This window comes from Acinetobacter lwoffii (genome assembly GCF_022967985.1).
Lineage (GTDB): Bacteria > Pseudomonadota > Gammaproteobacteria > Pseudomonadales > Moraxellaceae > Acinetobacter.
Genome location: NZ_JALJVC010000001.1, coordinates 266,202 through 285,898 on the forward strand (window position 1 = coordinate 266,202; position 19,697 = coordinate 285,898).

Sequence of the window (19,697 nt, forward strand, 5' to 3'; positions counted from 1 at the left end):
TTTTTTATTAGAATAATTTTTTGAATAGAGGGCTAAAAAGAAGAACCAGATTAATCTGATTCTTCTTGAATAACTGAATTGGTTTCGATTAGGCGGGTCACCAGCAACTGGTCAATTTTAAAATGATCGACATCCACCACTTCAAACTTATAAGCACCAAATATCACGGCATCTGCAGGACGTGGAATCTTGCGTAATTTATACATCATGAAGCCAGCAATGGTTTCATAGTTCTCATCATCAGGCATTTCATCAATTTCAAGCGCATGCTTGATGTCTTCAATCGGCGTGCTGCCTTCAATCAACCAGGAATTATTGTCACGTTTAATAATTTGCTGATCTGCTTCAATAGGCGTCACCCAGTCACCCATCACGGTAATCATAATATCAGAAAGGGTAATCACGCCAACGACCAGCGCATATTCATTAATGACGACGGCAAACTTTTCCTTGGTGGAACGGAAACGGTCCAGAACTTCCGATAAGGTCAAAGTGTCAGGAATAGTCAGGACATTACGGATGGTATTTTCATTGAGTTGCAGCAGCGACTGGTTGTTCAGAATACGCACCAGAATGTCTTTGGCGTCGACATAGCCAATCACACTGTCAATGTCATTGCTACATACCAGAAACTTGGAATAGGGGTATTCCGCCAGCTTTTGCCGAATACTTTCTTCCGGTTCATTTAAGGTGAAGAACACCACATTTTCACGTGTGGTCATACTCGAAGGCACGTTACGTTCTTCCAGCTCGAATACGTTTTCAATGAAATGGTGTTCCTGTTTCTGGAGCACGCCTGCCTGTGCACCGGCATCCATCACTGCAGAAATATCATCAAAAGTAATATTGTCATCACGAATAGTATTTACTTTAAACAGACGGAACAGCATGTTGGCAATCGCATTGATAAACCAAGCCAAAGGTTTGCAGACTTTAATGAAAATCTGAATTGGCTCGATGACTGAGACTGCGATCTTTTCTGGCGCAATCATGGCCAGACGTTTCGGCATCAGGTCTGCAAATAAAATAAATAATGAAGTGACGACCGTAAAGGAAAGCGCAAAGCTGATATTGTCAGCCCAAGGTCCTTGGTAAAAGCGGGAAACAAAATTATAAATATAAGGACGGAAGGCACCTTCACCTAAAATACCACCAAGAATGGCAACTGCATTTAAACCAATTTGGGAGGCTGCAAAGAAGTCTGCAGAATTTTCTTGTAGATCTAAAACTTTTTGAGCGCGATGATCACCCGACTCAGCCAGAATTTTGAGTTTGACTTTACGGGCACCAGCGAGGGCGATTTCAGTTAAAGATAAAAAACCGGCCCCCGTGATGAGTATTAAGATAATCACAATATTTTGTAAGAGGCTCACAAATCCACCTGTGGATGAATAGTATCTTGGGATATTTTTAACACAAAAAAAGACTTGAGGTGTAACAATGACATCTCAAGTCTTCGAAGTATAATCTTAAAAAATAAGAATTTAGAAGATTTTGAGTTTAATAATGTGAAAATTGAGAATTATTGCTCAGGAATTCACGGTTTTCTTCTTCAATCATCTGGCGGGCGACATATAAAATCAGCTGACGTAACCAGCGATGCGCCGGATGATGATGCAATAAAGGACACCATGCCATTTTCAATTCAAATTCAGGAATATAAAACGGAGGGTCTTTGAGAATTAAATTGTGATTCTTGGCTTGCAGACGTGCGATGCGTGAAGGCAGTGTTGCGATCAGATCTACATTGGCAGCCAATAATCCCGGCATTTGATAGTGACGGGTAAAGACGGAGATTTTACGTTTCTGGCCAATACGTTCTAAAGCCTGATCGATCCAGCCTAAACCGGCCTGTTTTTCAGGATTTACCCCGAAGCCAACACCCATACCGGTTTTAGAAACCCAGATATGCTGTGCATCCAAATAGCTTTTTAAGTTCAGGTTGCTTGCGGCAGGATGCTTGTTATTTAAAAGACAAGAAAAGCTGTCGCGCCAGACCAGAACCTGATGAAAACTTTGCGGAATCTCATTAAAGCGGTTAATTGCCAGATCGACCTTGCCTTGTTCCATGTCACGATACGACACGTCACTTGGCGTCAGAAAATCCAATACCACATTCGGTGCTTCTGAACGTAAGGCTTTGACCAGACGCGGAACCAGCGTTGCTTCCGCATAATCCGAAGTCATGATCCGGAACACACGATTTGAGGTATAAGGACGGAACTCGGTACGTGGTTCCAGAATCATCGACAAGTCAGCCAGTGCATCCCGAATACGTGGTTGTAATTCTAAGGCACGTTCGGTTGGGGTCATGCCTTCAGAAGAACGGATCAGGAGGGGATCATTAAATAAATTGCGTAATCGGCGTAAGATGTTACTCATGGCAGGTTGGGTAACACCCAATTGTTCTGCTGCACGTGTGACATTTTTTTCGCGAAGAAGTACATCAAGATAAATTAATAGATTGAGATCGACCCGCTCCAGATTCATAAAAGAAATACCGAGAATAAATACAAGAAATTATGATGATTATGCCATAATTGCCGAGCCTTGTGTAAAGCGCCGATGAAAAAAAGCCATGTGCTCACTGATAAAGTTTACAGAATTAACACAGGCTTAGACTCTATTATTTACAGTGTACATAAGAAAAAAGATGCACGTTAAATGGACCATCATTTAGCCTTTTTTATAGATTGGGATGAAAGCCCTCTTTTCGCTTTAAAAGAAAATCATAAAAGCTATTCTTGCATTCAAGATTTGAGTGAAAAGTAAACTAAATCAAGAATTCCTTGAGTTGAATAAATCATCAAAGATCAGCATTTTTTAAAAATAAAAGGACATAAAACCCATATCCAGACTTAAGTCTAATGAATTATTTTTAAGCAACATGCGGAAATTTTATTCATTTTTATTTTTAAATAAATATATATAAAACAGCGATTTAATTTAATTAATTAAGATCGTACTAAGACTTTGATCTACTCATTTTTTAAATAAATACTGAAGATTCTTGCAGACTATTGGATTAATTTTCATAAGCCCACTAATCTTTAGCTATCCCAACGGATCGTCGAAAATCTGAACAAGTCATTGAGGGTGTGATTTGAGCGGTTCGTTGCAGAAAAATCCTAATATTATTACAGGAATATATCATGACTACATACCAAACAGCGATTGATGCAATCCGCGAATTAAAAGCGAAATTCGGTAACACTTGGGCAGACATCAGTCCTGAAGATGCTGCGCGTATGCAACTTCAAAACCGTTTCAAAACTGGTTTAGACATTGCGAAATATACAGCGGCAATTATGCGTCGTGATATGGCTGCTTATGATGCAGACTCTAGCAAATACACTCAATCACTAGGTTGCTGGCACGGTTTCATCGCGCAACAAAAAATGATTGCGAACAAAAAATACTTCGGTACAACTGAACGTCGCTACATCTACCTTTCTGGTTGGATGGTTGCAGCGCTTCGTTCAGAATTCGGTCCACTTCCTGACCAATCAATGCACGAAAAAACTTCTGTTCCTGCATTGATCGAAGAAATCTACACTTTCTTACGTCAAGCTGACGCGAAAGAATTAAACGACTTGTTCCGTGCCCTTAAAAAAGCACAAGAAGCGGGCGACACTGCTAAAGCAGCTGAAATCACTTCACAAATCGACAACTTCCAAACTCACGTTGTGCCAATTATTGCGGACATCGACGCTGGTTTCGGTAACGAAGAAGCGACTTACCTTCTTGCTAAGAAAATGATCGAAGCGGGTGCTTGTGCACTACAAATCGAAAACCAGGTTTCTGACGCGAAACAATGTGGTCACCAAGCTGGTAAAGTAACAGTTCCACACGAAGACTTCATCGCGAAAATCCACGCTCTTCGCTATGCATTCCTTGAAATGGGTCTTGACGACGGTATCATCGTTGCACGTACTGACTCTGAAGGCGCTGACTTGACTCAAAAAATCCCAGTGGTTAAAGAGCCAGGCGACATCGCTTCTCAATACATTAGCTACTTAGACACAACTGAAATCGATATTTCAGAAGCGCAAGAAGACGAAATCCTGATCAAGCGTGATGGTAAACTTCACCGTCCTAAACGTCTTGCTTCTGGTCTATACCAGTTCCGTGAAGGCACGCAAATCGACCGCGTTGTACTTGACTGTGTAACTAGCCTACAAAACGGTGCTGACTTGCTTTGGATCGAAACTGCGACGCCTAACGTTGCTGAAATCGCTCACATGGTTAACCGTGTACGTGAAACAGTTCCAAATGCGAAACTTGTTTATAACAACTCGCCTTCATTCAACTGGACTTTAAACTTCCGTCAACAAGCGTATGACCGTTGGGTTGCTGAAGGTAAAGACGTTTCTGCTTACGACCGTGCTAAGTTAATGAGCGCTGAGTACGATGCAACTGAACTGGCTGCTGAAGCTGACGAAAAAGTTCGTACATTCCAAGCTGACGCTGCTCGTGAAGCGGGTGTGTTCCATCACTTGATCACACTTCCGACTTACCACACAGCTGCACTTTCTACTCATGAGCTTGCTCAAGGTTACTTCGGTACTGAAGGTATGTTGGCTTATGTTGCTGGCGTACAACGTAAAGAAATCCGCGGCGGTATCGCATGTGTTAAACACCAAGCAATGGCTGGTTCTGACATCGGTGATGACCACAAAGAAATCTTCGCTGGTGACAATGCATTGAAAGCTGGTGATGATTCTAAAAACACAATGAACCAGTTCAGCGCTTAATCCGCTTAATTGATTCACCAAAAAACCCTGCATCTGCAGGGTTTTTTGTTTGGAAAAATGCTATTAATAAATAGGGAAGAGCAATCTCAAGAACGTGCTCAAGAGGGATTATCCATAATTTCTCCATGATTGGTTTTTATCGCAGCTTTTATGTGTTTAATTCTTGCATTCTAGTGCTATGTCACTGAATATTTGGATATAGCATGCTTATGTTCTGCATCAATTTACCCTTATTTAATTAAAAGTGACCCGGACTTATGCTGTCTAAATTTTTTATCCACCGCCCGATCTTTGCTGGGGTACTGGCGATTGTTGTCATGGCAATCGGCCTGTTCGCAGTAATGAACCTGCCAGTGGAACGTTATCCGGACATTGCCCCGCCAAGGATAACGGTGGCAGCAACTTATAGCGGCGCTTCTGCGGAAACTGTGGAAGAAAGCGTGACTCAAGTGCTGGAACAGCAAATCAAAGGCATTGATCATCTGCTGTATTTCAGTTCCAGTAGTGATTCTTCAGGACGCAGCCGGGTCAGCATTAGTTTTGAAAATGGCACCGACCCAGATACCGCACAGGTGCAGGTACAAAATGCGATTAATGGCGTGCTCAACCGATTACCGGAAGATGTGCAACGCCAAGGTGTTAATGTCTTTAAATCGCTTGGCGATACTCATATGGTGATTAGCCTGTATGATGAGTCGGGGCGCAGCAACAATATTGAACTTTCCGACTATCTGATGACCCATCTGGAACAGGACATTTCCCGGATTGAAGGCATTGGTGAGGTTGATGTTTTTGGTTCACAATACGCGATGCGAATCTGGCTGAATCCGGCAAAATTAAAACAATATAACCTGATGCCAAGTGATGTGCGTGCCGCAATAGAATCCCAGAATACCCAGGTCGCTGCAGGTGCGATTGGTGATCTTCCAGCCATAGACGAGCAATACCTGAATGCCAAAGTTACTTCAGGTTCACGGCTAAAAACCGTGGAAGAATTCCAGAATATTATTGTCAAATCGGATCGTGCCGGCAGCTTTATTTATTTGAAAGATATTGCGCGGGTGGAAGTGGGTGCTGAAAATTATCAATCTTATAGTACCAATAATGGTTATCCATCGGCTGGTCTGGGTATTTCACTGGCGTCAGGTGCCAATGCCATTGCCACCTCTAATCTGATTAAAGCTGAAATTGCCCGTATTTCCCAGCAATTGCCTGAAGGCTATAAAATTGCTTACCCGCGTGATAATACGCCTTTTGTACAAGAATCAATTAAAGAGGTGGTCAAAACCCTGATCGAAGCAGTGATTTTAGTCATCATTGTGATGTTCATTTTCTTGCAGAATTGGCGTGCCACTTTGATTCCTACCGTGACTGTTCCAGTGGTGATTTTGGGTACGATGGTGGTGCTGTATGCACTGGGTATGAGTATCAACACCTTAACCTTATTTGCGCTGGTTCTGGCGATCGGCCTGTTGGTAGATGATGCGATTGTTGTGGTGGAAAACGTGGAACGGCTGATGCATGAAAAGCAACTGTCCGCCAAAGACGCTGCCCTGGAATCCATGCAGGAAATTAGTGGGGCACTGATCGGGATTACTTTGGTCTTAACCGCAGTCTTTATTCCAATGGCTTTTTTTGGTGGATCGACTGGCGTGATCTATCGCCAGTTTTCTATCACTTTGGTTGCGGCCATGTCGCTGTCTTTAATGGTGGCATTGATTCTAACCCCAGCATTGTGCGCGCTTATCCTAAAACCGAATCCTAAACCGGCAAAATGGGCGTCCTGGTTTAATCAGAAACTGGATCATTTAAAACATCATTATCTGAATTTGTCTAAACTCACGATTCAGCGTCAGGCGATCTGTTTGCTGCTGTTTGCCGGATTGATCGGTGTGTTTGCGCTGTTCTATCGTGCTTTGCCAACCAGTTTTTTACCAAGTGAGGATCAGGGGATCTTAAGCTTGCAAATTAAATTGCAGGAAGGCGCCCCGATGAAAAATACCATTCAGATCGGAGAGGAAGTCCGTAAGTATTTTCTGGATCAGGAACAAGCCAATGTCAATCTGGTGATGATCCGTTATGGGCGAAATTTCTCTGGAACTGGTCAGAATCTGGCGACCGGTTTTGTGGCATTAAAACATTGGGATGAGCGTTCCGGTCAGAACAATACTGCACAAGCGATTCGTGAACGTGCCTTGAAGCATTTCCAGAGTAATCGCAATGCACAAATTAATGTGTCCATGCCAGCTTCAGTCAATGGTCTGGGACAAACCGATGGTCTGGATTTCTGGATTCGAGATATCAATGGCAATGGCCGGCAATATCTGGAACAGCAATTTGAAGCGCTGGAAGCTCGGGCGGGCAACTATACAAGCTTTGAAAATCTGGGTAAACGTTCTAATCCTGACAAAGCAGAGCTACGTGTCAATATTGATCAGAAGCAGGCCATGGCCAACGGTCTGACCCAATCGGCAATCAACAGTACTTTATCCAGTGCCTGGGGAGGCAGTTATATCAATGACTTTATTGATCGCGGCCGGATTAAACGGGTGATTATGCAGGGTGATGCTGAATTCCGTTCTAAGCCGGAAGATCTGGCACAGTGGCATGTGCGCAATGACCAGAATCAGATGGTGCCTTTCAGCAACTTCTCGCAAGTAGGCTGGAGTGGTGGCCCTGAAGTGGTCAACCGCTTTATGGGTTATACCGCATTGCAAATGGAAGCGGATCGGGCTAAAGATAGCAGTTCCGGTCAGGCCATGCAGGATGTGGAAGCTTTGGTTGCCGAGCAGGAAGGGGTGGATGTGGTCTGGAGCGGTCTTTCTTTCGAGGAAAAACAGTCCAATAATCAGGCGATCTGGCTGTATCTGATTTCAATTGGTTTTATTTTTCTTTGTCTGGCGGCTTTATATGAAAGCTGGAGCATTCCAACCGCCGTGATGTCAGCTATTCCACTCGGGATTGGCGGCAATATTATTTTCAGTTATCTGGCTGGTTTCCCGAATGATATCTATTTCCAGATTGCCTTGCTGACTACCATTGGTCTGTCCTGTAAGAATGCCATTCTGATTGTGGAATTTGCTTCATTAGCGCAGCAACAAGGTAAATCGGTAGTAGAAGCCGCACTAGAAGGTGCGTCTTTACGTCTACGTCCAATTTTGATGACTTCTTTGGCCTTTGGCGCAGGGATTTTACCGCTGGTCTTTGCTACAGGCGCTGGTGCGGTGAGTCGTCAGGAAATTGGTGTGAGTGTATTTGGTGGTGTCATTTTTGGAACATTGCTGGTGCTGATTTTTATTCCATTTATGTATGTTTTAATTCGTCGACTCATCATCAAAAAATCGCGTGCTTAAAATAAAGGAAAACTCTAGAGCTGAAAAATCCCCGTTTATACGGGGATTTTTTTATCGCCAAAACTCGTCCAATGACTGGTTGCGTTTTCAGCATGGTGTGAAAATTGCTATAAAAATCATCTATTCATACAAGAATGTGTCGTGAGAATGCATCTGATGGGGATTTTTATTCATGTTGTCACACTTTTTTATTTATCGACCTAAATTTGCAGCCGTGATTGCCATTATCATGATGGTATTAGGAATTTTTGCACTGCAAAAAATTCCCATTGAGCATATGCCGAATATGGACGCACCTGCGTTAGGGGTTTCTGCGGGGTATCGTGGTGCATCTGCGGAAACCGTTGAGCAATCGGTCACGCAAATTTTAGAACAAGCGGTAAAAGGCATTGAAGGTTTGGAAAGCTTTCAGTCCAACAGTAGCGTGGGACGTGCAAATCTGACCCTGTCGTTTGAGCAAGGCGTGGATCTCGATCAGGCACTGTTGCAAGTGCAAAATGCGGTCAATGGTGTGCTAAGTCGATTGCCTGAAGAAACCCAGCAAAATGGAGTGGCTGTTTATAAACAAGGTTATGATCAATTTGCATTACTGAGTTTATATGATGAATCAGGGAAGGCGACACCGACAGAGCTTGCTGACTATTTAATGGTGCATGTCGAACCGCGTTTTTCCCGTATTGAGGGAATGGGTGAGGTGGAGCTTTATGGCGCAGGCTATGCGATGCGCATTTGGCTCAATCCACATAAACTACGCCAATTTAATCTGATGCCGAGTGATATTCGCAATGCAGTCGAGGCACAAAATGCACCACTTGTGTCAGGTTCTATTGGTGGATTACCGACAGCACAAGATCAATACATGAATGCCAAGGTCAGTGCAGGATCACGTTTAAGTAGCATTGATGAATTTGAAAAAATTATTGTGAAAACAACAGATTCAGGTTCAGTACTGTACTTGAAAGATGTCGCACGTGTTGACTTAGGGGCAGAAAGTTATAACCATTTAAATTATACCAACGGTCATTTATCCGCTGCATTATCGATTCAATTGGCGCCACGGAGTAATGCGATTGCGGTTTCAGAGCAGATGCAAACGGTATTGAAAAATGCCCAAGCCAATTTGCCTGCACATTATCAATTACGTATGACCATGGACAAAACCCCATTTATTACCAGTTCAATTGAACAAGTCGCGAAAACTCTGGTTGAAGCGATGGTACTGGTAGTCTTGGTGATGTTTATCTTCCTGCAAAACTGGCGCGCCACTATTATTCCTGCAGTCACGATTCCGATTGTAGTTTTAGCCACATTTGCGGTGCTGTATGTATTAGGAATGAGCTTAAACAGTTTTACCTTGTTTGCCCTGATTTTGGCGATTGGCCTGCTGGTCGATGATGCCATTGTGGTCGTGGAAAACATTGAACGTTTGATGCATGAAGAACATTTGGATGCTCAGGCTGCAGCTTTAAAGTCAATGAAGGAAATTAGCGGTGCATTGATCGGGATTACGTTGGTCTTAACGGCTGTATTTATTCCCATGGCATTTTTTGGCAGTATGACAGGGGTCATCTATTGTCAGTTTTCCATCACGTTGGTCGTGGCAATGCTACTTTCTTTATTGGTAGCACTTATCATCACCCCTACATTTGCAGCGCAACTGCTAAAGCGTCAACCACATCAACCAAAATGGGCAAAGCGTTTTAATCGTGGCATGGATAAGCTCACCATGCATTACCAAAAGCTTTCTGCACGTAGCATGCAGTTTAAAATGACGATGTTGGCTGTATTTAGTATATGTGTTTTAGGCTTTGGCTGGCTTTATAAAACCTTGCCCGAAGGCTTGATGCCAACGGAAGATATGGGCTTTGTCATGGGTCAAATTGTGATGCCGGGTAATGCACCACGTTCTGAGATAGAAAAAGTCGGGCGTGAAGTCCAAGACTATTTAATGCAGCATGAATCTGAGCGCATCCAGAGCATTGGGATTTGGTATAGTGGAAACAATGTTGGAGTTGGGCCTTATCGTGGTCAGCTTTTTGTCGTATTAAAGGACTGGGCAGCGCGTAAAAATCCTGAAGATACCGTCTTTGCCATTGTAGATCGTGCACAAAAGCACTTTGCCAATCATGCCAATGCCCAGATTTTCTTTATGGCGCCTTCTATGTCAAGTAATGGACGTGTGGTCGACTTCTGGTTACAAGATCTAGATTCACGGGGCAGCGAGTTTTTACAGCAATCCTTCTCTGAGATTGAAACCCGTGCCAAAGCAAAATCATCGATTGAATATTTACAACTTGATGTACCCAAAGAAAGTGCCGAGCTGAATATTAAACTGGATGTAGAACGTTTACTCAAATATGCCGTACCTCAGCAAAGTTTTAATAGTACGTTGGCTGCGGCTTGGAGTGGTACTTATATCAACGACTTTATTGATCGTGGGCAAATCAAACGGGTCATCATGCAAGGCGAAGCGGAGTTCCGTTCTAAACCTGAAGATTTGGCACATTGGCATGTCCGTAATAGCAAAGGCGAAATGTTATCGTTTAATCAATTCACTACGCTGAATTGGCAAGGTGGACCGAATAGTATCAACCGTTATATGGGCTATAACGCCGTGCCTGTATATGCAGGTATTCCCAAAGATCAATTTTCGAGTCAAACCATGCAAGATGTCGAAGCTTTAGTCGATGAACAAGACGGAGTAAATTTGGCCTGGAGTGGAGCCGCCTTAGAAGAAAAACGTAGCAGTGGGCAAGCTATTTTCTTGTATCTAATTTCGATTGCCTTTATTTTCTTATGTTTAACGGCACTCTATGAAAGCTGGACGATTCCTGCTGTGGTGTTGACCGCGATTCCTCTGGGCGTGGGAGGAAGTATTCTGTTCTGTGTCTGGTTTGGTTTTGCGAACGATATTTACTTTCATATCGCCTTGCTGACGACTATCGGTCTGTCCTGTAAAAATGCAATTTTGATTGTAGAGTTTGCTGCACAAGCAGAGCGGACAGGTCATACTCCGGTTCAGGCCGCGATAATGGCTGCGGGCTTACGCTTGCGTCCTATTGTCATGACTTCCATTGCATTTGCAGCGGGCGTACTGCCTTTGATGTTTGCCACCGGTGTCAGTGCAATCAGCCGGCAGGAGATTGGCAGTAGTGTTTTTGGTGGGGTGCTATTTGCCACTGTACTGGTACTGCTGTTTATTCCCTTTATGTATGTATTGATCCGTGGTCTGATGGTTAAAAAAACGGTTTCTAAATCAGTGGTGATAGAGCATCCATCTTTAGAAAGTGAACAAGCCTGACTCAGGCAGGCTTTTTTCTGGCTAAATATCGAGGAATTGATTTATACAAAAAATATCGTCATATTGCAGCATGATCATTAAAATTATTCACATGAAAAATTAGGATACAGGGATCAGGACAAACATCTCTTGAATGCCAGACTTTTATAATGAGCTGCTTATGCCGACAATTTCAGAGAAAATCCAGCATATCCAACAACAATTACATTCTGAAAATCACGACATCGCTGTAGGCTTACTCAGTCAGCTGAATGTCGCCGATCAGGCGCGCATTTTAAGTCGTTTAGATGCTCGGCAACAGGCCCAAATTTTAAGGCAACTGAATGAATCAAGCTTGGTCTATGCCTTTATGCCCCTAGGGCAGCAGTTAAACGTGACAAAGTACTTATCCATTTCAGAACTTGTTCCCATTCTGGACGCAATGCCCTCTGATGATTTTGTCGATATTTATAAGCAGTTTTCGCCGCCGCTACAGCTGCAATTGATGAGCGCATTATCTGAAGAATCCCAGCAGACACTCAAAGATCTGGCCATCTATCCGGAAGGTACAGCGGGTGCCATGATGAGCTCAAGTTTTGTGACGCTCTCACCCGATTTAACCATGGATGAAGCGATACAGGCTTTACGTGTGGTGGCCGCCGGGCAGGAAACCCTGTATTTGATTTATATTGTCGATGCAGAAGAACGGCTGATCGGTGTGATTTCCTTAAGGCAGATCATACAGGCCTTACCTGAGCTGAGCATTGCCGAGGTGATGCAACGTGACGTCATTTCTGCTCAGGTAACAGATGATCAGGAAATTGTAGCTCGAGCCTTGGCCTATTATGATTTTATTGCTCTGCCTGTAGTTGATGCACAGCAAAAACTCTTAGGAATTGTTACTTATGACGATGCTATGGACATTGTCGAAGCCGAAACCACTGAAGATATTTTAAAGTCGGGTGCAGTGACACCGTTGACTGAATTGAGCCTTAAAACTGCCCCGATTTTGACCCTGTATCAGAAGCGGGTCTTTTGGCTGGTCATTCTGGTTTTTGGCAGTCTGCTCTCGGGAATCGGCATTGCACACTTTGAAGAGATCATTGCCGCACATATCGTGTTGGTATTTTTCTTACCGCTTTTGGTGGGTAGTGGCGGGAATGCCGGTTCGCAATCAGCCACCTTGATGGTGCGTGCCTTGGCCACAGGCGATGTCGAATTTAAGGATTGGTTTAATTTGCTCAGTCGCGAATCTTTGGTGGCGCTGTGCTTAGGCGGCACTATGGCGATTGCGGTATCCATTCTGGGTTATATTCGGGGAGATATTATGGTAGCTGTGGTGCTGGCCATCAGTATGCTCGGGATTGTGTTGACGGGCTGCCTGATCGGCATGAGTCTGCCTTTTATTTTAAATAAACTCAAACTTGATCCTGCCAGTGCTTCGGCGCCGTTAGTGACTTCTATCTGCGATGCTACCGGTGTGATTCTGTATTTATTCGTTGCTTCCAAATTATTGTTTTAATTCACAGATTGATACATCAGCCTAGAAAAAATACTTTATGCTCAAGAAAATCAGCATTATTTCTGGAATAACTTATGCCTGAGTCTGGACAAAAACCAAAATTAAGCCAACAAGAGGTGATACGTCTGGAACGTGATCTGGCCAAGTTTGCCAATATGATGGACTCCGTGGTGCGTATTCCGTTTACCAAGCAAGGGGTGGGGGCAGACGCAGCTTTGAGTACGATTCCGGTTGCTGGAGATATTGCCGGTTTTGTATTGACCTGTTATGCCATTCATAAGGCCAAACAGATCGGGGTTCCGAGTGCCAAACTCAATCCGGTGATGAAAATGGCGGCGATCGATGCGGTAGTAGGATTTATTCCGGTGGCAGGCACGGTCTTTGATATTTTTATTCGGCCCAGTCGCAAAGCGCTCGATGTCGTGCACCTGCATATTCGCGAGGAATATCAGATTAATAGCGATCGACATGTGGTGCATCCATTTTTGCATGAAAGTCTGGAACGCAAGCAACAGCAATCTGGATTCTGGCGCAATCCTGTGGTGGCCTGGATCTGGATTCATATTCCGGATATTTTAGGCACTTTATTCCTGATTTTATTTATCTTCGCGATCGGGTGGGGTGCTATGGCGCTGTATCAATGGTTCAGCCAATGATAGGCTAGCTAAAAAATAATTAAATCCAATAAAAAAGCCTGCAATTGCAGGCTTTTCTTGAATCAAAACTCAAGTTTTACTTAAGCACAATCAAGTTGTTGCAATGCAGCGACACGCTGTTCGATGCTTGGATGCGTCTGGAACAATGCAGCAAGGCTAAAGCCTTCTTCTTTACCCGCAGAAATCGCAAATGCTTTCATTTCTTTCGGCATGGCATCTGGCATTTCAGATTCTGCCTGTAAGCGCAGTAATGCTGAAATCATGGCTTGTTTACCTGCCAAACGTGCGCCTGCTTCATCAGCACGGTATTCACGATGACGAGAGAACCACATCACAATCGACGACGCCAAGATACCGAACACGATATCCAGTACAATAGTAATCACGAAATAGGCAATACCCGGTGCTTCACCTTCTTCACGACCAAAGACATTGCGGTCAATAAAATCACCCGCGACACGTGCGAAGAACATCACGAAGGCGTTTACTACGCCTTGGATCAGTGCCAGAGTGACCATGTCACCATTGGCAACGTGACCGATTTCATGCGCCAATACAGCACGAAGTTCGTCTTTGTTCATACGCTCAAGCAAGCCGGTTGATACCGCAACGAGAGCATCGTTTTTGTTCCAGCCAGTGGCAAAGGCATTCGACTGGTAAGAAGGAAAAATACCCACTTCCGGCATTTTAATGCCCGCACGCTGAGAAAGTTGTGCAACTTCTTGGAGCAACCAGGCTTCAGCTTGGTTACGAGGTGCATTCGGGTCAATCAGTTCAGTACCCGTGGTCTTTTTCGCCATCCATTTAGACATGAACAGGGAAATCATTGAGCCGACCATACCGAACACAAAACAGATGACCAACAGGTTGCCTAGATTCAAGCCACCTGCGCCATGGTAACTACCGACACCGAAGAGTGACAAGATAATGCCAGCTACAACCAGTACCGCGAGGTTGGTTAGCAAGAACAAACCAATCCGCATCATTGAGAAATCCTCTTATTACAGAAAAATAATCTGATTATTAAATGTAAATCATTGAATTCAATATGCGGTGAAATCGAGAAGAATTCAAGGAAAAAATAGCATTTAGCTACAAAAAACACAGGATATTTTTTGTACAAACTGAAACATAGGTCTTTAAAAACAAAGCTGTTTAGGAATTATTCACTCAAATATATTTTTGCAGATGCTGACGCATTCGCGGTGGCATAAGAGCCTGCCGGTGCATCGGTGAAACTGCCATCCGCTTGAGCAATGATCTGACGCTGATACTTAGCAGCCTGAATATTGGAAGCTGTGGTGGTTTCAGTCGAATAATTGTCAGAACTGGCAATCACACGACCATTATCAGAAGATGCTGTATAGGCAGCACTAGCATTGCCAATTCCTTGGGCATATAAGTTCTGATAACGGCTGCTGACACGACGGACATAGTCCTGAGTTTCACGAAACGGTGGCACGCCCTTATATTTGGCAACATTACCTTCACCGGCATTATAGCCTGCCAGTGCCAAAGTGGTATTGCCATTAAAGCGTTTCAATAACCAGGCCAGATATTTGGCGCCTGCCATAATATTCTGCTGCGGGTCATAAGCATTGCTGACATTAAACCGACGGGCAGTCGCCGGCATGAGTTGCATTAAGCCCTGTGCACCGACTGGAGAGCGTGCCTGTACATTAAAACCGGATTCGGTATGCATCACGGCTTTAATCAAGCCTTCAGACACGCCATAGGTTTGTGCTGCCTGACGAATAATCGAGTCATAGGCATTTTTATTTCTACTATAGCTAGGCAATACAGAAGCTTCACTCGAGCCCCAGTTGCTATAACTGTGAATATTGCTGTCTGGATAATAGGTTTTCTTTTCTACCTGTAGATGATTATAGCGGCTTTTCTTATTGGTCAATAAAGTACTGCCATTACTGTCACGTAATTGATAGATCGTTTGACCGGCATAAGCAAAATGACAACAGCTTGCCAATAGCAAACCACTGATCCCATAACGCCCCAAAACATACACATTTATTTTCATTGTTTATATTAAGTAAACACAAGCGAGAAAAATTCAATAAAGAGTTTAACAAAAAATTACGGAATGAAAAGACTTGTGCGCTGCATTTATAAACGAGTTTGTAAATGCAAGTCATTTTTTACATTTTAGCAGTAGAAAAAAAAATATGATTTAATTTAAAACCTTAGGCTTGACAGGGTTAACTAATTGATTTTTATAAATAATTAAATTGATCAAAAAATGATCAATTTAAAGAAAAGCCTTATCTTTTGAGCCGGACAAGTTGTCAAGTCTGTTTCAATCCACAAAGTTATCCACAGCTTTTGTGGACAACTGTGGAAAAGTCCAAAAGATAAGCATCTTGACTAAAAAATGAACGCAATCGTTCAATATATCAATCTAAATAAAACATAAAAATGAAACTAATAAGACATTTTCATGAAAATAAATTCTTTTGATGCGATAGCGGTCTGAATCGGCTAAAATTGCGCGGTATTTTTTTTATGGGTTAATCTCGTCTATGTACTCGCCAGTTGAGTCCGAACAAGGATTTAATTTCAAACCTGAACTGCCAACAAGCTCAGCCTACTACCGTTTGTTGAAGAAGCTTCGCCGCCAGGTCGGACATGCCATTCGTGACTTCAAGATGATTGAAGAAGGCGATAAGGTCATGGTGTGTATTTCTGGTGGTAAAGACAGTTATACCCTGTTGGATATCCTGCTACAGTTCAAGCGCATCGCACCGATCAATTTCGATGTAGTGGCTGTGAATCTGGATCAGAAACAGCCAGGCTTCCCTGAAGATGTTCTACCGCGTTATTTAGAAGAAAATAATATTCCGTATTACATTCTGGAAAAAGACACCTACAGCATTACCAAAAAACTGACGCCAGAAGGCAAAACCTATTGTGCAGTCTGTTCGCGTTTGCGTCGTGGTTCTTTATACGGTTTTGCGCAGGAAATTGGCGCGACCAAAGTTGCTTTAGGCCATCATCGTGATGATATCTTGGCGACTTTCTTCCTGAACCTGTTCCATGGCGGCAGCTTGAAAGCTATGCCACCAAAACTGTTGTCTTCAGACAAAAAGAACATTCTGATTCGCCCACTGGCCTATGTGGAAGAAAAAGACATCATCAAATATGCAGAAATGCGTCAATTTCCAATTATTCCATGTAATTTATGTGGCTCTCAGGACAACCTGCAGCGCGCAATTATCAATGACATGTTACGTGATTGGGATAAAGCACATCCAAAACGTCTGCACAGCATTTTTGGTGCATTGCAAAATGTTTCGCCATCGCAGCTGGTCGATCGTGAATTATTTGATTTTGAAGTGCTGGACAGCCAGCGTGAATTCGACTTCAAAGGCGGTGATTCAACTGAAGAAGCTGTGGAAGGCGAGAACCGTCGGATCAATATGGTCAATCTGGGCTTTGCTGCAGACTAATTTTAGAACGTGTAGACATCAGCCTGCGGGTTGATGTCTGCTTATAAACATAAATAAAAATAGAACTACAAAAATTGAACGGCGCGTACAAAATTCGTTAGCCTTTGCGCTAATGATCATGATATAACAAAGCACAAGCATAATAGCTTCAACATGATGTCGTCTGGATAGTCGACACAAATGAACAAATAATTTGAGGAAAGATCATGCCTGCTTTTTTAACTGATGATTGGTTTTCAACTGTAGAAACTCTAACTGCGCAAGCTGGCGATTTGAATTTGCCACCAGCTTTGGCGAACCTTGCGATTAATTTGGTTGTAGCGGACACTACAGGTAATACTGAACTATCTTTAGATGGTGGGGCAATCAAAAAAGGTTTGTCTTCAAATGCCAAAACTACGCTGAATATGGATGGCGAAACTCTACGTAAAGTTTTCCTAGAGTTTGATATGGCTGCTGCGATGCAGGCATTTATGACAGGTAAAATCAAAGTACAGGGTGATATGTCACAATTGATGGCACTTCAGACTGCAAAACCAAGTCAGGAACAAAAAGATTTGTTCAAGAAAGTACTTGAAAATACCACGGCTTAATTCTACTAAGACATTAGCCTGAATAAAGACGAAAAAAGCTTACCCTGAGGTAAGCTTTTTTTATGTCATTTTGATTAATGCTAAGGTTTTAGCTTAGATATTCACCAATTGTGGTGTGGTCTTGATATGTTCCAAATAAGCACGAATGCGGGTCACATATTGTACCGCTTGACGGTAGCGACCATTATTGGCTTTATTCTGATCCAGATAGGCATATAAGTTCACCCAGTTATTCGGGTTCTTGCCTTGCGACTGAATGCGCTTTTGCAACTGATTCACTGCACCTGGGCCCATATTATAAGCTACTAGTGCAAACCAGTTTCGATCTGGAAAAGGAATATGCTCATAGCGACTAAGCATTTGATCATAATACTTGGCGCCACCCTGAATGCTTTGAGCCGGATCGGTACGGTTACTCACACCCATGGCTTTGGCTGTACTGTTGGTCAGCATCATCAAACCACGCACACCCGTCGGAGAAACTGAATTCGGTTTCAGATAAGATTCCTGATAACCAATGGCCGCCAGTAAATGCCAATCCAGGTCATACTGCTGAGCTGTCTGTTTAAAGCTCGCTTCATAGATCGGCAGACGGTTGTTCAAATCACGTTGAATGGTGGTCCAAGATTCCTCTTTCACCACATTCTGATTATAAAATGAAGCAAGCTGCTTGATGGCACCACTTTGTTTGCCTTTGCAGACAAAAGCACTGGCCGTCTGGCTCAAAGGATCTGTAGCAGATTTAAACACCAGGTTTAAATTGGTATTCAAGCCATTACTTGACAGAATCGATTCATCGCCACAAGTGGCTGAGAACGACGTCAAACGCTTGTTTTCAATGGTGCGTATATCAGTAGTCGTCATAGCCAGATTGGCTTTACCCTGAGCAACCCATTGTAGTGCCGTATTATTATCAGGGACGATTTTAAAATCGAGCTTTACATTCAGATTGTTGGCATAGTTACGAACCAGATCGTAACCGAAGCCATGCAGATGTTGTCCATCTTGGAATACCGTAGTCGGATTTTCAACCGCAACCACGGTTAGCTTATTGCTATTTACCACGTGATCAAACTGAAGTGTGGTCTTACTTGCATTGATACTGTGTAGGGGAATAAATGCAGTGCTCAGTACAAGTGCTTTCAAAGGGAGAGAAGAAATTACAGATCTTAGGCAAAGCCTCGACCCAGTGGATGAACTACTGTGCATGTTGTCTCCGCTACAAGTAATTTATGCCCTAAAAATCACAGCCAACAAAGCCAGAAATTTTAACAGTTTGATAAATTCAATAAGGGTTGGGCAGTCATGACGTCATTCAAAATGACAAGAGATTTAAAGATAATTATGTAGAAAAACTACATAGATTAAAAAGTAAGCATTTCCGGAAGTTGGTGGCATATTAATGATCTAAAAAATGATTGTCAAATTTTGTACACAAATTATTTTTAAAAATAATTTTAAGCTATTGAAATATAAAGTTAATTTTTTTAGAATTTTTCCATTGTGTTAAAATGGTAAATAAAATAAGCTGTTTGTAAGTTAAAACACTGAAAATTTGATCAGCAAGACGTATGAAATCCAACTTAATCACCCGTGCTGGACACGATAAATTGGTGGCAGAACTTAAGAATCTCTGGCATGAAGAGCGTCCTGAAATTACCAAAAAAGTGAACTGGGCCGCCAGTCTAGGCGACCGTTCTGAAAACGCAGACTACCAATATAACAAGCAAATTTTACGGAAAATTGATCGACGGGTCAGGTACCTTGGCAAGCGCCTCGAAGAACTGAAAATCATCGATTTTTCCCCGGAGCAGGAGGGCAAGGTCTATTTTGGTGCCTGGGTGGACATTGAAAATGAAGAAGGTGAACAAAAAACTTTACGCATTGTCGGTGTAGATGAAATTTATGATCATCATCCGCAGCATATTTCGATCAGTTCACCGATGGCACGCGCGTTATTAGGCAAGCAGGTCGATGAGGAGGCCGAGGTATTGACCCCCTCCGGCAAGAAACTTTGGTTCATCAACTCAATTCGTTATGAAAAGCCAGAAAATTCAGCAGATTAGTGTAATTGATTT

General features: G+C 43.0%; 13 protein-coding genes. 8 read left to right on the forward strand and 5 right to left on the reverse strand.

What is annotated here, in order from left to right; all coding sequences use genetic code 11:
• Positions 1 to 50: 50 nt before the first annotated feature.
• On the reverse strand, positions 51 to 1,373 hold the full coding sequence (gene paeA, locus MWG72_RS01325) for a polyamine export protein PaeA (protein ID WP_004280552.1): 1,323 nt from the start codon (positions 1,371 to 1,373) through the stop codon (positions 51 to 53).
• A 127-nt stretch (positions 1,374 to 1,500) separates the two neighbouring features.
• Positions 1,501 to 2,490 carry a LysR family transcriptional regulator gene (locus tag MWG72_RS01330; protein ID WP_247143072.1) on the reverse strand — a complete coding sequence of 330 codons (990 nt, stop codon included), beginning with the start codon at positions 2,488 to 2,490 and terminating at the stop codon, positions 1,501 to 1,503.
• A 662-nt stretch (positions 2,491 to 3,152) separates the two neighbouring features.
• On the opposite strand from MWG72_RS01330, the gene MWG72_RS01335 reads away from it, so the two are divergent.
• The 5 genes from MWG72_RS01335 to MWG72_RS01355 all read left to right on the forward strand — a co-directional run bounded on the left by MWG72_RS01335 (position 3,153) and on the right by MWG72_RS01355 (position 13,565).
• Positions 3,153 to 4,754, forward strand: coding sequence for an isocitrate lyase (locus tag MWG72_RS01335; protein WP_004280550.1), 1,602 nt, complete (start codon positions 3,153 to 3,155; stop codon positions 4,752 to 4,754).
• A 257-nt stretch (positions 4,755 to 5,011) separates the two neighbouring features.
• Positions 5,012 to 8,107: a multidrug efflux RND transporter permease subunit gene (locus MWG72_RS01340; protein ID WP_247143073.1), complete on the forward strand. Its 3,096-nt coding sequence runs from the start codon at positions 5,012 to 5,014 to the stop codon at positions 8,105 to 8,107.
• 172 nt (positions 8,108 to 8,279) lie between these two features.
• Positions 8,280 to 11,408 (forward strand): efflux RND transporter permease subunit, encoded by a 3,129-nt coding sequence (locus MWG72_RS01345; RefSeq protein ID WP_247143074.1) that lies wholly within the window; start codon positions 8,280 to 8,282, stop codon positions 11,406 to 11,408.
• Positions 11,409 to 11,568: 160 nt separating this feature from the next.
• A complete protein-coding gene (gene mgtE, locus MWG72_RS01350; protein ID WP_004731854.1) occupies positions 11,569 to 12,909 on the forward strand; it encodes a magnesium transporter in 1,341 nt (446 codons plus the stop codon).
• A gap of 74 nt (positions 12,910 to 12,983) precedes the next feature.
• Positions 12,984 to 13,565 carry a DUF4112 domain-containing protein gene (locus tag MWG72_RS01355; protein ID WP_247143075.1) on the forward strand — a complete coding sequence of 194 codons (582 nt, stop codon included), beginning with the start codon at positions 12,984 to 12,986 and terminating at the stop codon, positions 13,563 to 13,565.
• Between the two features lie 80 nt (positions 13,566 to 13,645).
• Here MWG72_RS01355 and htpX read toward each other — a convergent pair whose 3' ends face one another.
• Both htpX and MWG72_RS01365 read right to left on the reverse strand, forming a co-directional pair.
• Positions 13,646 to 14,551, reverse strand: a complete 906-nt coding sequence (htpX, locus tag MWG72_RS01360) for a protease HtpX (RefSeq protein WP_004280540.1) — start codon at positions 14,549 to 14,551, stop codon at positions 13,646 to 13,648.
• 176 nt (positions 14,552 to 14,727) lie between these two features.
• Positions 14,728 to 15,600: a lytic transglycosylase domain-containing protein gene (locus tag MWG72_RS01365; RefSeq protein WP_114540821.1), complete on the reverse strand. Its 873-nt coding sequence runs from the start codon at positions 15,598 to 15,600 to the stop codon at positions 14,728 to 14,730.
• 499 nt (positions 15,601 to 16,099) lie between these two features.
• Here MWG72_RS01365 and ttcA point away from each other — a divergent pair, with 499 nt between their 5' ends.
• Positions 16,100 to 17,026 (forward strand): tRNA 2-thiocytidine(32) synthetase TtcA, encoded by a 927-nt coding sequence (gene ttcA / locus MWG72_RS01370; RefSeq protein WP_004280538.1) that lies wholly within the window; start codon positions 16,100 to 16,102, stop codon positions 17,024 to 17,026.
• Between the two features lie 206 nt (positions 17,027 to 17,232).
• Complete coding sequence (locus MWG72_RS01375; protein WP_004280536.1) at positions 17,233 to 17,619, forward strand: SCP2 sterol-binding domain-containing protein; 387 nt, start codon at positions 17,233 to 17,235, stop codon at positions 17,617 to 17,619.
• Positions 17,620 to 17,712: 93 nt separating this feature from the next.
• Here the strand turns inward: MWG72_RS01375 and MWG72_RS01380 are convergent, their stop codons facing one another.
• Positions 17,713 to 18,828 carry an MltF family protein gene (locus MWG72_RS01380; RefSeq protein ID WP_005247689.1) on the reverse strand — a complete coding sequence of 372 codons (1,116 nt, stop codon included), beginning with the start codon at positions 18,826 to 18,828 and terminating at the stop codon, positions 17,713 to 17,715.
• 362 nt (positions 18,829 to 19,190) lie between these two features.
• Here MWG72_RS01380 and greB point away from each other — a divergent pair, with 362 nt between their 5' ends.
• Positions 19,191 to 19,685: a transcription elongation factor GreB gene (gene greB / locus MWG72_RS01385; protein WP_004731844.1), complete on the forward strand. Its 495-nt coding sequence runs from the start codon at positions 19,191 to 19,193 to the stop codon at positions 19,683 to 19,685.
• Positions 19,686 to 19,697 lie beyond the last annotated feature (12 nt).

Coding starts and splice junctions, on each gene's coding strand:
- MWG72_RS01330 (WP_247143072.1), bottom strand. CDS start 2,490: ATGAATCTGGAGCGGGTCGATCTCAATCTATTAATTTATCTTGATGTA.
- MWG72_RS01335 (WP_004280550.1), top strand. CDS start 3,153: ATGACTACATACCAAACAGCGATTGATGCAATCCGCGAATTAAAAGCG.
- MWG72_RS01340 (WP_247143073.1), top strand. CDS start 5,012: ATGCTGTCTAAATTTTTTATCCACCGCCCGATCTTTGCTGGGGTACTG.
- MWG72_RS01345 (WP_247143074.1), top strand. CDS start 8,280: ATGTTGTCACACTTTTTTATTTATCGACCTAAATTTGCAGCCGTGATT.
- mgtE (WP_004731854.1), top strand. CDS start 11,569: ATGCCGACAATTTCAGAGAAAATCCAGCATATCCAACAACAATTACAT.
- MWG72_RS01355 (WP_247143075.1), top strand. CDS start 12,984: ATGCCTGAGTCTGGACAAAAACCAAAATTAAGCCAACAAGAGGTGATA.
- htpX (WP_004280540.1), bottom strand. CDS start 14,551: ATGATGCGGATTGGTTTGTTCTTGCTAACCAACCTCGCGGTACTGGTT.
- MWG72_RS01365 (WP_114540821.1), bottom strand. CDS start 15,600: ATGAAAATAAATGTGTATGTTTTGGGGCGTTATGGGATCAGTGGTTTG.
- ttcA (WP_004280538.1), top strand. CDS start 16,100: ATGTACTCGCCAGTTGAGTCCGAACAAGGATTTAATTTCAAACCTGAA.
- MWG72_RS01375 (WP_004280536.1), top strand. CDS start 17,233: ATGCCTGCTTTTTTAACTGATGATTGGTTTTCAACTGTAGAAACTCTA.
- MWG72_RS01380 (WP_005247689.1), bottom strand. CDS start 18,828: ATGCACAGTAGTTCATCCACTGGGTCGAGGCTTTGCCTAAGATCTGTA.
- greB (WP_004731844.1), top strand. CDS start 19,191: ATGAAATCCAACTTAATCACCCGTGCTGGACACGATAAATTGGTGGCA.